The organism is Neisseria sp. 19428wB4_WF04, assembly GCF_015235335.1.
GTDB classification, from domain to species: Bacteria; Pseudomonadota; Gammaproteobacteria; order Burkholderiales; family Neisseriaceae; genus Neisseria; species Neisseria musculi.
The window spans coordinates 1-14,822 of record NZ_JADGLG010000031.1 but is presented as its reverse complement, the minus strand read 5'-3'; the positions used below and the strand labels follow the sequence as shown (position 1 = coordinate 14,822).

The 14,822-nt window shown below is 50.4% G+C and carries 13 protein-coding genes and 1 pseudogene; 13 read left to right on the top strand and 1 reads right to left on the bottom strand.

The annotated features are described in order from the left end of the window. Nucleotides 1–245: 245 nt before the first annotated feature. The 13 genes from sdhC (at nt 246) to IR141_RS07835 (ending at nt 13,834) form a co-directional block, all read left to right on the top strand. Nucleotides 246–623, top strand: a complete 378-nt coding sequence (gene sdhC, locus IR141_RS07895) for a succinate dehydrogenase, cytochrome b556 subunit (RefSeq protein WP_135035633.1) — start codon at nt 246–248, stop codon at nt 621–623. Next, on the top strand, nt 617–964 hold the full coding sequence (gene sdhD, locus IR141_RS07890) for a succinate dehydrogenase, hydrophobic membrane anchor protein (protein WP_135035626.1): 348 nt from the start codon (nt 617–619) through the stop codon (nt 962–964). The genes sdhC and sdhD overlap by 7 nt, the downstream gene beginning before the upstream one ends. Then, the gene (gene sdhA / locus IR141_RS07885) at nt 961–2,724 is read left to right on the top strand and encodes a succinate dehydrogenase flavoprotein subunit (RefSeq protein WP_135035623.1); all 1,764 of its coding nucleotides are present in this window, start codon (nt 961–963) and stop codon (nt 2,722–2,724) included. The genes sdhD and sdhA overlap by 4 nt, the downstream gene beginning before the upstream one ends. A gap of 23 nt (nt 2,725–2,747) precedes the next feature. After that, nucleotides 2,748–3,452 carry a succinate dehydrogenase iron-sulfur subunit gene (locus tag IR141_RS07880; RefSeq protein WP_135035620.1) on the top strand — a complete coding sequence of 235 codons (705 nt, stop codon included), beginning with the start codon at nt 2,748–2,750 and terminating at the stop codon, nt 3,450–3,452. A gap of 1 nt (nt 3,453) precedes the next feature. Beyond that, nucleotides 3,454–3,720, top strand: a complete 267-nt coding sequence (locus tag IR141_RS07875; RefSeq protein WP_135035617.1) for a succinate dehydrogenase assembly factor 2 — start codon at nt 3,454–3,456, stop codon at nt 3,718–3,720. A gap of 74 nt (nt 3,721–3,794) precedes the next feature. Further along, a complete protein-coding gene (gene gltA, locus IR141_RS07870) occupies nt 3,795–5,078 on the top strand; it encodes a citrate synthase (RefSeq protein ID WP_135035614.1) in 1,284 nt (427 codons plus the stop codon). A gap of 206 nt (nt 5,079–5,284) precedes the next feature. Continuing rightward, nucleotides 5,285–8,119 carry a 2-oxoglutarate dehydrogenase E1 component gene (locus tag IR141_RS07865; protein WP_135035611.1) on the top strand — a complete coding sequence of 945 codons (2,835 nt, stop codon included), beginning with the start codon at nt 5,285–5,287 and terminating at the stop codon, nt 8,117–8,119. Between the two features lie 64 nt (nt 8,120–8,183). Next, nucleotides 8,184–9,377, top strand: coding sequence for a 2-oxoglutarate dehydrogenase complex dihydrolipoyllysine-residue succinyltransferase (odhB, locus tag IR141_RS07860; protein ID WP_135035608.1), 1,194 nt, complete (start codon nt 8,184–8,186; stop codon nt 9,375–9,377). Then, complete coding sequence (locus IR141_RS07855; RefSeq protein ID WP_135035605.1) at nt 9,367–9,720, top strand: hypothetical protein; 354 nt, start codon at nt 9,367–9,369, stop codon at nt 9,718–9,720. The genes odhB and IR141_RS07855 overlap by 11 nt, the downstream gene beginning before the upstream one ends. A 152-nt stretch (nt 9,721–9,872) precedes the next feature. After that, nucleotides 9,873–11,303, top strand: coding sequence for a dihydrolipoyl dehydrogenase (lpdA, locus tag IR141_RS07850; protein WP_135035602.1), 1,431 nt, complete (start codon nt 9,873–9,875; stop codon nt 11,301–11,303). Nucleotides 11,304–11,835: 532 nt separating this feature from the next. Then, complete coding sequence (locus IR141_RS07845) at nt 11,836–12,321, top strand: Fur family transcriptional regulator (RefSeq protein ID WP_135035599.1); 486 nt, start codon at nt 11,836–11,838, stop codon at nt 12,319–12,321. Further along, nucleotides 12,291–13,214: a GTP-binding protein gene (locus tag IR141_RS07840; protein WP_135035595.1), complete on the top strand. Its 924-nt coding sequence runs from the start codon at nt 12,291–12,293 to the stop codon at nt 13,212–13,214. The genes IR141_RS07845 and IR141_RS07840 overlap by 31 nt, the downstream gene beginning before the upstream one ends. 293 nt (nt 13,215–13,507) lie before the next feature. Next, nucleotides 13,508–13,834: a YegP family protein gene (locus IR141_RS07835; protein ID WP_135035592.1), complete on the top strand. Its 327-nt coding sequence runs from the start codon at nt 13,508–13,510 to the stop codon at nt 13,832–13,834. A gap of 798 nt (nt 13,835–14,632) precedes the next feature. On the opposite strand, the pseudogene IR141_RS07830 reads toward IR141_RS07835, so the two are convergent. Next, nucleotides 14,633–14,822 (bottom strand): annotated as a pseudogene (locus IR141_RS07830) (IS1595 family transposase); the annotation flags it as partial.

The window sequence follows — 14,822 nt, the reverse complement described above, 5'->3', positions numbered from 1 at the left end:
ATGTTTGAATGCAGGAAAAACAAGAAAGAAATAAAATTTTGCTGGACAATGTTGCTGTAAAACAGTTATTTGTTAAGCGGGCTGTTAAATTTGATTAAAAAACTGCCTTGCAGGGCTAGCCAACGTTGGGCAAACCATGTAAATTACGCCATGACGTAGTTTCATGTAGCCGACTTCAGTGGATAAAGCTGGCGGCTTGTTTCAGGTTTTGAGTTTTTGAGAAATTCTGTGAAAAGGATATTGAAATGCAGACGAAACAGCGCCCTGTATTCCTAGAAATCCCTAATATCAGGTTGCCGATACCCGGGATTGTTTCCATTCTGCACCGCATCAGCGGGGTCATTCTGTTTGTGAGCCTGCCTGTGTTGTTGTGTTTGTTGGCCGGCACGCTGAGTCGTGAAACCTCATTTGAAACTTACCGCTCCGTGGTGTCCAATCCTTTGGTCAAGCTGATTTTGGTCGGCTTGTTGTGGGCATATCTGCACCACTCTTTGGCCGGAATACGTTTCTTGTTGCTGGATGCACACAAAGGCTTGGAGCTTCAAACTGCCCGTTTGACTGCAAAAACAGCATTCGTAGCAGCTTTGGTATTGACTGTGTTGATAGGAGTATGGTTATGGTAGAGCGCAAACTGGCGGGTGCCCATTACGGCCTGCGTGATTGGGCAATGCAGCGTGCTACGGCTGTTATCATGCTGATTTATACCGTTGCATTGATTATTTTCTTGCTGATGCTGCCCGATGGTTATGAATCGTGGCAGACATTTTTTGCACAAACATGGGTGAAGGTGTTTACCCAAGTTACTTTTGTTGCGCTGTTTCTGCATGCTTGGGTAGGTATCCGCGATTTGTGGATGGACTACATCAAGCCATTCGGCCTGCGGCTGTTCTTACAGGTTGCTACTGTCGTATGGTTGGCCGGCTGTTTGGTTTATTCGGTTAAGGTAATTTGGGGTATCGTATGAGTTTTCCTGTTCGTAAATTTGATGCTGTTATTGTCGGAGGCGGAGGAGCCGGTTTGCGCGCCGCATTGCAATTGTCCAAGTCGGGCTTGAATACAGCTGTTTTATCTAAAGTGTTTCCCACCCGTTCGCATACGGTCGCTGCGCAGGGCGGTATTTCGGCTTCTTTGGGGAATGTGCAGGAAGACCGTTGGGACTGGCATATGTATGATACCGTAAAAGGTTCCGATTGGCTGGGTGACCAAGATGCCATCGAGTTTATGTGCCGCCGTGCCCCGGAGGCCGTTATCGAATTGGAACACATGGGTATGCCGTTTGATAGGGTGGAGAGTGGAAAAATCTATCAGCGCCCGTTTGGAGGCCATACTGCCGAGCATGGTAAACGTGCGGTAGAGCGTGCCTGTGCGGTAGCAGACCGTACGGGTCATGCCATGCTTCATACGCTTTACCAGCAAAATGTACGCGCCAATACCCAGTTTTTTGTGGAATGGACTGCACTGGATTTGATTCGCGATGATAACGGCGATGTGGTCGGCGTAACCGCGATGGAAATGGAAAGCGGCGATGTTTACATTTTTCATGCGAAAGCGGTGTTGTTTGCTACCGGCGGAGCAGGCCGCATCTACGCTTCTTCAACCAATGCCTTCATGAATACCGGAGACGGTTTGGGTATTTGCGCCCGCGCAGGCATTCCGCTGGAGGACATGGAATTTTGGCAATTCCACCCCACAGGTGTGGCAGGAGCGGGAGTGTTGATCACGGAGGGTGTGCGCGGTGAAGGCGGTATCCTGCTGAATGCAGACGGCGAGCGATTTATGGAACGTTATGCGCCGACTGTAAAAGACTTGGCTTCGCGTGATGTGGTATCGCGTGCAATGGCGATGGAAATTTATGAAGGCCGCGGTTGTGGCAAAAATAAAGATCATGTGCTCTTGAAAATCGATCACATAGGCGCCGAAAAAATTATGGAAAAACTGCCGGGAATCCGTGAGATTTCTATCCAGTTTGCCGGTATCGACCCTATTAAAGACCCTATTCCCGTTGTGCCGACCACACACTATATGATGGGCGGTATTCCCACTAACTATTTGGGCGAGGTAGTTGTGCCTAAAGACGGCAATTCCGAGACTGTGGTAAATGGTTTATATGCGGCAGGCGAGTGTGCCTGTGCTTCTGTTCACGGAGCCAACCGTTTGGGTACCAACTCGTTGCTGGACTTGGTGGTGTTCGGCAAATCGGCCGGGGATAGTATGATTGAATACATCAACCGGCAAAAAGGTTGGAAAGAACTGCCCGCTGATGCAGGCCGATTAACCAAACAACGTTTGGATCGTTTAAACAATCAAGTCGGCGGTGAAAATGTAGATGCATTGCGCAATGAACTGCAACGTACCGTTCAACTGCATGCCGGTGTGTTCCGAACAGATGCTATTCTGAAAGAAGGCGTTGCAAAAGTTTTGAAGATCGCAGAACGTGTGAAAAATACCGAAATCAAAGATAAGAGCCAAGTTTGGAATACTGCACGTATTGAAGCATTGGAGTTGGATAATTTAATTGAAGTCGCTAAAGCCACTTTGGTTGCAGCTGAAGCCCGCAAGGAATCCCGAGGGGCGCACGCATCGGACGACCATCCTGACCGTGACGATGAAAACTGGATGAAACACTCCCTGTTTTATACTGCAGACAACAGCTTGGCTTATAAACCGGTTCATACCAAACCGCTGACGGTTGATTATATCGAACCGGCCAAGCGCGTTTACTAAAAAGAATATAAGGAACACAGCACATGGAAAAAGTACGTTTTCAGGTGTACCGCTACAATCCTGATGTAGATGTCAAGCCGTATATGAAAGACTATGAGCTTGAAATTGAGCCTACAGACGTGAAATTGCTGGATGCCCTTGTCAAACTGAAAGCAATGGACGACAGTTTGTCGTTCCGCCGCTCCTGCCGTGAAGGCATCTGCGGTTCAGACGGCATGAATATTAACGGCAAGAACGGTTTGGCCTGTTTGACGGATATCCGCAGTTTGAAACAGCCAATTAAGCTCCGCCCTCTGCCCGGTTTGCCGGTTATCCGCGATTTAATTGTCGATATGACGCAGTTTTTCAAACAATATCACTCTATTAAGCCCTATGTGGTTAATGATACGCCTGCACCTGATCGCGAGCGTCTGCAAACCCAAGAGGAGCGCAAAGAGCTCGATGGCTTATACGAGTGTATTTTGTGTGCCTGCTGTTCGACCGCCTGCCCGTCGTTTTGGTGGAATCCCGATAAATTCGTAGGGCCGTCAGGCTTGTTGAATGCTTACCGCTTTATTGCAGACAGCCGCGATACGATTACCAACGAACGCTTAGATAATTTGAATGATCCCTACCGTTTGTTTCGGTGCCACACAATTATGAATTGTGTTGACGTATGTCCGAAACACTTGAACCCGACTAGGGCTATAGGTAAGATTAAAGAAATCATGTTGAAACGGGCGGTTTAATATGCCTGTTTTCGATGAAGCTGCAAAACGCAAAATCCGTTATCAAACCCGTCGTGGACTGCTCGAGTTGGATATTGTGCTCGGGCGGTTCATGGATAAAGAATTCCAGAATCTCAGCGATGAAGAATTGGCGGTATTGGTGGATATTTTGAGATTGCCTGACCAAGAATTGTTGGCTTTGGTTAATCAAAAAGAAGAAACAACTGATGCCCGTTTTCTTTCTCTTCTGGAAAAAATCAGAGGGGCTGACAGTTATCAGGCCGTCTGAAAACCGCAGGACCGGGTTGCGTAAATCCAATGCGCCGAGTCTGAATCCCAATAGAACAATACAAGGAGTAAGAGATGTCAAAAACAGTAAAATTGCAGACCCAGGGTAAAGATACGCTGGAGTTGCCGGTGTTGGAAGGTACTTTAGGTTCGAGCGTAGTCGATATCCGTACCTTTACTAAAGGTACCGGCATGTTTACATTTGATCCCGGTTTTGTATCTACTGCCAGTTGTGAATCGAAAATCACGTTTATTGATGGCGAGAAAGGCCAGCTTTATTATCGCGGTTATCCCATTGAGCAATTGGCTGAAAGCAGCGACTATTTGGAAACCTGCTATCTGTTGATTTATGGTGAGTTGCCGACAGCAGAGCAAAAAGCCGAGTTTGAAAATACCGTGATGCATCATACTATGGTGCATGAACAACTGACTTGGTTTTTCCGCGGTTTCCGCCGCGATGCCCATCCGATGGCCATGATGGTGGGTGTGGTCGGTGCTTTGTCGGCTTTCTATCAAGACAGCTTGGAAATTTCAGATCCCGAACACCGTAAGATTGCCATCTACCGGTTGGTTTCGAAAATTCCGACAATTGCAGCAATGTGTTACCGCTATTCAAACGGCCTGCCGTTCAATTATCCGCGCAACGACCTTTCTTACACGGCAAACTTCATGCATATGATGTTTGCCACTCCGTGCGAGAGTTACATTCCGAATCCCGTATTGGTTCGCGCACTTGACCGCATCTTTATCCTGCATGCCGATCACGAACAGAACGCTTCTACCTCTACCGTACGTTTGGCAGGCTCTTCGGGGGCCAACCCGTTTGCCTGTATCGCAGCCGGCATTGCCAGCCTGTGGGGGCCGGCACACGGCGGTGCAAACGAAGCTGTGTTGAAAATGCTTGACGAAATTGGTGATGTATCGAATGTTGCAGCCTTTATGGAAGGCGTAAAAGAGCGCAAATACCGCTTGATGGGCTTCGGCCACCGCGTATACCGCAATATGGATCCCCGTGCGAGCATTATGCGTGAAACGTGCTATGAAGTTTTGAAAGAGCTGGGTTTGGAAGACGATCCACAATTCAAGCTGGCTATGGAACTGGAGCAAATCGCGCTGAGCGATCCTTATTTTGTGGAGCGCAAACTGTATCCGAATGTAGATTTTTACTCCGGTATTGTATTGTCTGCATTAGGCATTCCGGTTTCTATGTTTACCGTAATTTTTGCATTGGCGCGTACAGTAGGCTGGATTTCCCACTGGCATGAAATGATTAGTGATCCGAATCAGAAAATCGGCCGCCCGCGCCAACTCTATACAGGTGCGGCACGCCGTGATTTTGTTCCTGTTGACAAACGTTAATTAACAGTATGCCCCGAAAGCCAAATGTTGTCGGTTGGATTTTCGGGGTATGCTTTATAGTAATTAAATTACTTGATAATCAGCGTTAAAAGCATTCGCAAACTTAAAGTGCAAAGAGTAGAATAAACATGTTTTCAGACGGCTTCGGTTATGTTTTGAAAATAAAAAATTCTACTCTTTATTCTATATAGGCAAAGGGCAATCCCATGATGGAAGACAAGCTCAATTTTTCATATTTATTTGGTTCGAACGCACCTTATATTGAAGAGTTATATGAAAATTTCCTGAATAATCCGAATTCTGTGGATGATAAGTGGAAGCAATATTTTACCGATCTTGCTGCCCAACCGGGGGCGGTAGAGCGTGATGTTCCCCATCGTCCGATTCAGGAATCATTCGCCAATTTGGCTAAAAACAGGGCAACAGCCGCTATTGCGGGCGGTTTGGACGAAAGTATGATGAAAAAGCAGGTCGGTGTTTTACGCATGATGTCTGCTTACCGTATTCAAGGAGTCGGTGCGGCACAACTTGATCCGCTCCAACGTATGCCGCCTAGAAACATTGATGCTTTAGATCCCAAATTTCACGGTTTGGATGCTGCCGATATGGCGGTGCAGTTCAGTGTGGGGGAGGGAGACTTTGCCGGCAGCGGCAAAATGACCTTGTCTGACATTGTCAGCAAGCTGAAACAGACCTATTGCGGCCATATCGGTATCGAATATATGTATATTGCCAATACCGAAGAGCGGCGCTGGATCCGCAATTATTTTGAAGGCTCCTTATCTACACCAAAATTTAATGCCGATGAGAAACGTTATATTCTCAAGCAGTTAACGGCCGCAGAAACTTTGGAGCGTTATCTCCACACCAAATATGTCGGCCAGAAACGCTTTTCGGTAGAAGGTGGCGAAAGTTCGATTGCGGGTTTGAACTACCTGATTCAAAACGCCGGAAAAGACGGTATAGAAGAAGTGATTATCGGCATGGCACACAGGGGCCGTCTGAATGTGTTGGTGAATACGCTGGGTAAAAAGCCCGGGGATTTATTTGCGGAATTCGAAGGCCGCGCGGCAGCAACACTCCCCAGCGGCGATGTCAAATACCACATGGGTTTCAGCTCGGATATCGCCACACCTAACGGCGCGGTACACGTTACATTGGCATTCAACCCGTCCCATCTCGAAATCGTTAATCCTGTGGTAGAAGGTTCGACACGAGCGAAACAGAGCCGCCGGGGCGAGGGTGGTCAAAACCAAGTGTTGCCAGTGTTGATTCACGGTGATTCTGCCTTTATTGGTTTGGGTGTAAACCAGGCAACGTTCAACCTTTCCAAAACCCGTGGGTACACTACCGGCGGTACCATTCACTTGGTTATCAACAATCAGATCGGCTTTACCACATCAGACACCCGTGATGTGCGATCTACCGTGTATTGCACCGATATCGCCAAAATGGTGGAAGCCCCGGTGTTCCATGTAAACGGAGATGATCCCGAGGCCGTATGCTTTGTGGTACAGGCAGCATTGGATTACCGCAAACAATTCAACAAAGACGTTGTTATCGATTTGGTTTGCTACCGTAAACTCGGCCACAATGAGGGCGATGATCCCACGCTGACCCAGCCCATGATGTATAAAAAGGTTGCCAAGCATCCCGGCACCCGCGCACTTTACGCCGACAAACTATTGGCAGAAAACGTAATTAACGCAGAAGAAGCCGAAGGGTTTATCCAGGCCTACCGCAACGCTTTGGATAAGGGCGAGCATGTCGAACAAACCCGCCTCACCGATTATGAAAGCAAACACCGTGTAGATTGGTCTAAATACCAAGGCCAAAACTGGCGCGAGCAAGTCGAAAGCGGTTTGTCTGAAGCAGATATCCAACGCCTGACCGACAAGTTTACCGAGGTGCCCGAAGATTTCGCTTTGCACAATACCGCAAAACGTGTATTGGAGGCGCGTAAATCAATGGCGGCCGGCGAGCAGCCGATAGATTGGGGCATGGCAGAAACATTGGCTTACGCGGCGCTGGTAACCAACGGAACGGGTGTGCGTATTTCCGGGGAGGACTCGGGGCGCGGTACATTCTCACACCGTCATGCGGTTTTGCACGACCAAAACCGTGAAAAAAGCGATGCCGGAGCCTATATTCCGCTGCGCCACATGGCAGAAAACCAGGCAGACTTCTTGGTGATCGACTCCATCTTGAATGAAGAAGCCGTGATGGCCTATGAATACGGCTTTGCCTGCTCGGCGCCCGACAAACTCACTATTTGGGAAGCACAATTCGGCGATTTTGCCAACGGTGCGCAAGTGGTTATCGACCAATTTGTTTCCTCGGGCGAAACCAAATGGGGGCGTTTGTGCGGCTTAACCACCATCCTGCCGCACGGTTATGACGGGCAAGGCCCCGAGCATTCTTCTGCACGTTTGGAACGCTGGCTGCAATTGTGTTCCGAACAGAATATGCAGATTGTGATGCCGTCTGAAGCATCGCAGATATTCCATATTCTGCGCCGCCAAGCCCTGCGTTCATACCGCAAGCCTTTGGTAATCTTCCTGTCCAAACGCCTGTTGCGTTTCAAAGATTCAATGAGCCCGCTGGAAAACTTTGCCGAAGGTTCGACTTTCCGACCCGTTATCGGCGATACGGCAGAACGTGCCGATAACGGCAGCGTGAAACGGGTGATTCTGTGTGCCGGCCAGGTTTATTACGATTTGGCCGCAGGCCGTGCCGAGCGCAGCTTGGAAAAAGATATTGCCATCGTGCGTGTGGAGCAGCTTTATCCGTTTCCGTATGAAGAAGTCCAAGCCGAGCTGGCCAAATATCCCAATGCCGAAGATGTGGTGTGGGCGCAGGAAGAGCCGCGCAATCAGGGCGGTTTCCACCAATTGCGCCACCGTATCGAAAAAGTTTTGGGCAGACAGCAGAAACTGGGTTATGCAGGCCGCCCCGCCAGCGCATCCCCCGCGGTCGGCTATATGAGCAAACACGTTGCCCAGCTGAAACAGTTGGTTGAAGATGCAATGGCTTTAAACTAACCATTTAAGGCCGTCTGAAACCGAGCGGATGATTTCAGACGGCCTTACACCACCGGAGAAGAAAATGATTGTTGAAGTAAAAGTACCCGTTTTATCTGAAAGCGTATCCGAAGGCACCTTGATGTCTTGGCATAAAAAAGTGGGCGAATACGTTGAGCGGGATGAAATTCTGATTGATGTCGAAACCGACAAAGTCGTGTTGGAAGTGCCCTCGCCGCAAGCCGGCGTTTTGGTTGAAATCATTGCCCAAGACGGAGAAACCGTTGTAGCCGAGCAACTGTTGGCGAAAATCGACACCGAAGCCAAAGCAGGCGCAGAAGCCCCGGCACCGGTTGCGGAGCAAATTGCCGCACCTGCTGCGCAAGCCTCCGCATCTAACGCGCAGGCCGGCACGGCTATGCCGGCTGCGGCGAAACTGGCTGCCGAAAAAGGTGTGGATATCGGCAGCGTGCAGGGATCCGGCCGGGGTGGGCGCGTGTTGAAAGAAGACGTACAAAAAGCCGTTTCTGCCACCAAGCCTGCAGTTGCTGTGTCTGCGCTCCCCGTTCCCAACGGTACGCGCCCCGAACAGCGTGTGCCGATGAGCCGCCTGCGCGCCCGCGTGGCCGAACGCTTGCTGGCCTCCCAGCAGGAAAATGCGATTCTTACCACGTTCAATGAAGTAAATATGAAGCCGGTTATGGACCTGCGCAACAAATACAAAGAAAAATTCGAGAAAGAACACGGTGTTAAGTTGGGCTTCATGTCGTTTTTCGTGAAAGCCGCCGTGGCTGCATTGAAAAAATATCCGGTTGTGAATGCTTCTGTGGACGGCAGCGATATCGTTTACCACGGTTATTTCGACATCGGCATCGCCATCGGCAGCCCGCGCGGTTTGGTTGTGCCGATTCTGCGTGATGCCGATCAGATGAGCATCGCCGATATTGAAAAAGCCATCATGGATTATGCCGTAAAAGCCAAAGACGGAAAAATCGCACTGGAAGATTTAACCGGCGGCACATTCAGCATTACCAACGGCGGCACATTCGGCTCGATGATGTCCACGCCCATTATCAACCCTCCGCAATCCGCCATTTTGGGTATGCACGCTACCAAAGAGCGTGCTGTGGTAGAAAACGGCCAGGTAGTAGTGCGCCCGATGATGTATCTGGCACTATCTTACGACCACCGCATTATCGATGGCCGTGAAGCGGTGCTGACTTTGGTAACCATCAAAGATCTGCTTGAAGATCCCGCACGGCTGCTGCTTGATCTTTAATCTGCGGCTTTCAGACGGCCTGATGAGGCCGTCTGAAAAATCGTTTAAGGTAGATGTTAAGATAAGGGGAATAATGAAATATCTGCTTTTTTTATCCGCATTGGCCTTAAGTGCCTGTGCGGCAACCCATCAGGAAGAATATTTGGTATCGGCTTATGACAGCAAAGGACATTTGCTCAACAAGCGCGTGCAATTGGGCAGCAATAAAGCAGGCGTGCCGCTTGCGCAGGATACTTTGTGCAAAATACACCCAAGAGCGGTTATCCGCGTACATACCAAGTGGAATAAACGGTTGGCCGAGGATTTCAAACCTTATTCGTGCGGTTTGAAGAAAGAGCTCTGAAAAACGCGCGGCAATTTGCCGACAGCTTTCGGGTTGCCTGCCGGTTTGCGGCGTCAAACCCGATTCTCAGAAATTTCAGGCCATCAGGCCGTCTGAGCGAAGCTTATATTTTTCAGACGGCACAACACAGATTAAAGAGAAAAGGATTCAATATGTCTCAATTTGATGTAGTCGTTATCGGTGCCGGCCCTGGCGGTTATATTGCCGCTATCCGTGCCGCTCAACTGGGCTTGAAAACCGCCTGTATCGATGCGGGCGTAAACAAAGCGGGTGATGCGCCGGCTTTGGGCGGCACCTGTTTAAACGTAGGCTGCATTCCTTCCAAAGCTTTGCTGCAGTCTTCAGAACATTTCCATGCCGCACAACATGATTTTGCCGAACACGGCATTACTGTCGGCAATGTGAAATTCAACGCAGCCAAAATGATCGAGCGTAAAGACACCATTGTTACCAAGCTGACGGGCGGAATCAAATTCCTGTTTCACAAAAACAAAGTCGAAAGCCTGTTTGGCAAAGGTTCTTTGAAAGGCCGCAACGGTGATTTGTGGCAGGTTGAAGTGGACAACAAAGGCGAAAAAAGCCTGATAGAAGCCAAAAACGTGATTATCGCTACCGGCTCTGTGCCGAGGCCGCTGCCGTTGGTCGATATCGACAATGTAAACGTGTTGGACAACGAAGGCGCATTGAACCTGACTGCGGTGCCGAAAAAGCTGGGGGTGATAGGCTCGGGCGTAATCGGTTTGGAAATGGGGTCGGTATGGAAGCGTGTCGGCTCCGAAGTAACGATTCTTGAGGCCATGCCCACATTCTTAGCGGCTGCCGACCAGCAAATCGCCAAAGAAGCGTTCAAGATTTTCACCAAAGAACAGGGTTTGGTGATTGAGCTGGGCGTGAAGTTGAACGAAATCAAAAACAGCAAAAAAGGCGTTACCGTTGCCTATGAAGCAGGCGGTCAGGCCAAAGAAGAAACGTTCGACAAACTGATTGTTTCCATCGGGCGCATTCCGAACACCGAAGGCCTGAATGCCGAAGCGGCGGGTTTGGAAAAAGACGGGCGCGGCTTTATTAAGGTGGATGATGAATGCCGCACCAACCTGCCCAACGTTTGGGCGATTGGCGATGTGGTGCGCGGCCCGATGCTGGCACACAAAGCCAGCGATGAAGGCGTTGCCGTGGCCGAACGCATTGCAGGCCAAAAGCCGCATTTGGATTTCAACACGATTCCGTTTGTGATTTACACAGATCCTGAAATCGCATGGGTGGGCAAAACCGAAGAACAGTTGAAAGCAGAAGGCGCAAACTATAAAAAAGGCACTTCGGGCTTTGCCGCCAACGGCCGGGCTTTAGGTTTGGGTAAAGCCAAGGGCATGGTCAAAGTGTTGGCAGATGCCGAAACCGACCGTATTCTCGGCGTACACATGATAGGCCCGATGGTGAGCGAACTGGTGGCCGAAGGCGTTACCGGCCTTGAATTCAAGGCCAGCAGCGAAGACATTGCCCGCATTGTTCACGCCCATCCGACTTTGTCGGAGGTGTTGCACGAAGCTTCTTTGGCGGTGGACAAACGCGCCCTTCACGGCTGATGCAGCGGTGTCTGCCGATTTTCAGGCATGGCTTGAGGCCGTCTGAAATGCTGCATGCAGGCTGTATTCCGGTTGTAGAAACCATATTTCGCCACGCATCATACTCGGGTTTTACCCGAGTATTTTTATGGCAAAGCACATGCCGGAACAACGCAGAAGAGCCGGGGTGGCAAACCGCAAGCAATATGTGGATTCACCGGCTCCGTTACGGCGTTGCCGCTCCTTACCGTATTGCCTTTATTGCCGGCGGCTTGCTGCTTTGCGCCGGAAATGCACGAATCCGCCACTGATTAACAGGCAGCAAGGGAGCGGCCACCGCCGCTTCAGCGGCTTGCCAAACACTCTCTTTGAGCGGGGGGCGGCCAAGCTGTGTCGGTTTACATTTAGCCCATTACATCGATACCGCAATGGGGTCATCAATTTGCTGTACGGGAATAACGGCAGCCATCTGTTTCAGATGGCCTAAAACCGATTTTGCAAGGGTTTCGGTTATAATATAACCAATCTCTAAAGGCCGTCTGAAAGCCCGTTTATGACCACGAAACAGAAAATCCTTACCCAAGCCAAGCAAGACGGCGTGCAGGTAACTGCATTGCGCGAACAGGTGTTGGACATCATCTTGCAGCAAACCGGTGTGATTAAAGCCTATAACGTGCTTTCGCAAATGCAGCAGCAGAGTGACGGCGCGGTTGCCCCACCCACTGCTTACCGCGCTTTAGACTTTTGGGCGGAGCAGGGCGTTTTGCACAAAGTAGCAGCCGTAAACGGTTATGTGTTGTGCAGTCATGCCCGGCACGACTGCAGCGCCTGTTGCAGCGAACACGGCGAAGCCGCCCACCAAAGCGCCTTTATTCTGGTGTGCACCGAATGCGGCGCAGTGGATGAGCAAACGCTCAGCCGCGAATGGTCGGCTCTGCGGGCGGGCGTGGCTGCCGGTGGCTTTGCCTTGAAAGAAGAACACGTTGTTTTAACAGGAACCTGCAAAAAATGCCAGCAAACAAAACCAAAGTACACCTAATCTCGGGCTTTTTGGGCACCGGCAAAACCACCGCCATCAAAAGCCTGATGGAGCAAAAAGACCCTGGCGAAAAATGGGTGATTATCGTGAACGAGTTCGGCGAAATCGGCATTGACGGTGCCGTGCTGAGCGATAACGGCATTCCTGTGGCCGAAATTGCCGGCGGCTGCCTGTGTTGCACTGCCGGCGCACAATTGGGCGCGACCGTGCAGAAAATGCTGCGCGATGCCAAACCCGACCGCCTGGTGATAGAAGCCAGCGGCCTGGCACACGCCGCGAGCGTGATTGACGATTTAAAAGTCAAACCGCTGCGGGAGCAACTCGAAATTGCGGCTGTGTTTACCGTGGTCGATCCGCGCCAGTTTGTCAACCCCGATTATGCGCAGCAGGCACTTTATAAAGACCAAATCGGTGTGTGCGATGTGTTGGTGGCAAGCAAAACCGATTTGTGTACTCCAGAAGAATTGGCGCAGTTCCGTGAGCAAGCCGCCAAGCTGTTTCCGCCCAAAGCCAAAGTAGCGGAAGTGGAAAACGCCTGCATGGAAATCGCCTGGCTTGATATTCCCGTTATCGAAAAACCGCGCTACCGCCTCAAAGGGCTGTCCGACAACACCATGGGTTTTCAGTCGCAAGGCTTTACCTTTCCCGCAGGGAAAAATTTCGATGGTGAGAAACTCACCGATTTCTTTAACGGCTTACCCCGGTTTGCCGAAGGTTTGGTGCGTGCCAAAGGCGTATTTCAGGTGATGGACACTTGGGTGTGGCTCAACTGGGTAGACGGCAAATGGGGTGCCAGCCAGGTTTCATGGCGGCGCGACAGCCGGTTTGAACTGATTGCCAAATCGTTTGATGCCGACTTAATCGAAAAAAAGCTGGGCAACGCGCTGGAATAGGCATTGAATCTGCCTGATGCGGCACCTGAAAAGGCCGTCTGAAAAAAAGCGGCACGCCATGAGTTTATCCTGCTGTGCAGCAGCATTGCCGTGCTTTTAGTGCGCGCATACCGCGTATATTGTCTGCGGCTTGCCGGTTGCGTAACAAAAACATGCAAACCCGCTAAACCATCCCCGGGGCAGAGGCCGGGGATAGCATATTGACAGGCGGGCAGGGCGATAATTATAGTAAGGCATCCAAAAACATACGTTCCCCCGAAAACCCTTGAATCCAATAGAGAAGGAGACTGCAAATGGCAATTTTTGAGTTGAAAAAAAGCGATTCCGGCGAATTTCATTTTAATTTTGTCGGCGATAACGATAAAACCATTCTGCGCAGCGAGCAATACACCAGTAAGGCTTCGGCGCAAAACGGCATCGAATCCGTGCGCAACAATGCAGGCAACGATGCGCGCTACGAGTTGAAAACCAGCACTTCGGGCAAACTCTATTTCAATCTGAAAGCCGCCAACGGCCAGATTATCGGCACCAGCATGATGTATGCCGATGAAGCCGGCCGTGAGGCTGCCGTTGCCGGCCTGAAAAGCAGTGCCGCACAGGCGGGCGTGGTGGAAGGTTGAGAACCACAAGGGCTGCCCGGCCAACTTTTAAGAGAGTTAATTTTAAGAGCGTTAATAAGCGGCAAGCGCGCAGGCGGATTATCGGCGATTGGAGCGGTGGCGGTTTGACTGATTATTTCAACCTGTTGAAGTAAAACAGACAATTATCAGCAGAATCTCCATATTCCGCCTGCCTGCAACAGCAATGAATCAGGCCGCAGAGAGCGTTCGGCGGGGCTTTTGATTTCGGTTTTTTCAGACGGCCCTTTCAAGGCCGTCTGAACATATTATCCGGGCAAAGCAGGTTTGTCTGTTTTACGCACCAACAATATAAAAACGGCCGCCCGCCCGTTGAACCTTAGAATTCTGCTGCCCAACCGGCCGCCGCCCGACAGCAAACCGCATGTTTACCGGAATCGGATAACTATGCGGTTTTTCTTTCAGGCGGCCGGCACACTTGCCATTGAAAATGGGGTGGCTGCTGTTTCCATATAGGCGGAGCCGATGGTTAAGCCGCATGGGGAACGTTTGCCGGGCACCGGGGCAGTTCTGCAAAGCAGCCGCTTAATCCCGGCTGTTAATTATTTTGGAGCGGCAACACAGATTGGTAAAACGCTTGCGCCATACTCCCGGGTATCTGCAAAAAATAACTGCCTGAGCCAAACAGACGGCTGCCGGGCATTTTTCAGACGGCCTGAACGGTTTTGGCAAAGGGCGGAATACGGGGCGGAGCGGCAATGGTTTTACCGCCGGACGGCTGTAAAACCGATGTAGGGCAGGGTTGGGCAGCAAATTTAAAGGGGCTGAAGTAGATTAGCCCTAAACACCACACCAAAGCCGCAAAGTTTTTAACTGCTGCTTTGGTGTCCCGAAGTTAAAACGAAACTCACATTCTTTCAAGAACAGAGGAAAAGATTTTCGGTCGATTCCGTTGTATTTGCGCAAGACACGTTTCGCCTGATTCCAAAAATTCTCAATGCCGTTGATATGGTTGTGTCGGTCGGCAAAC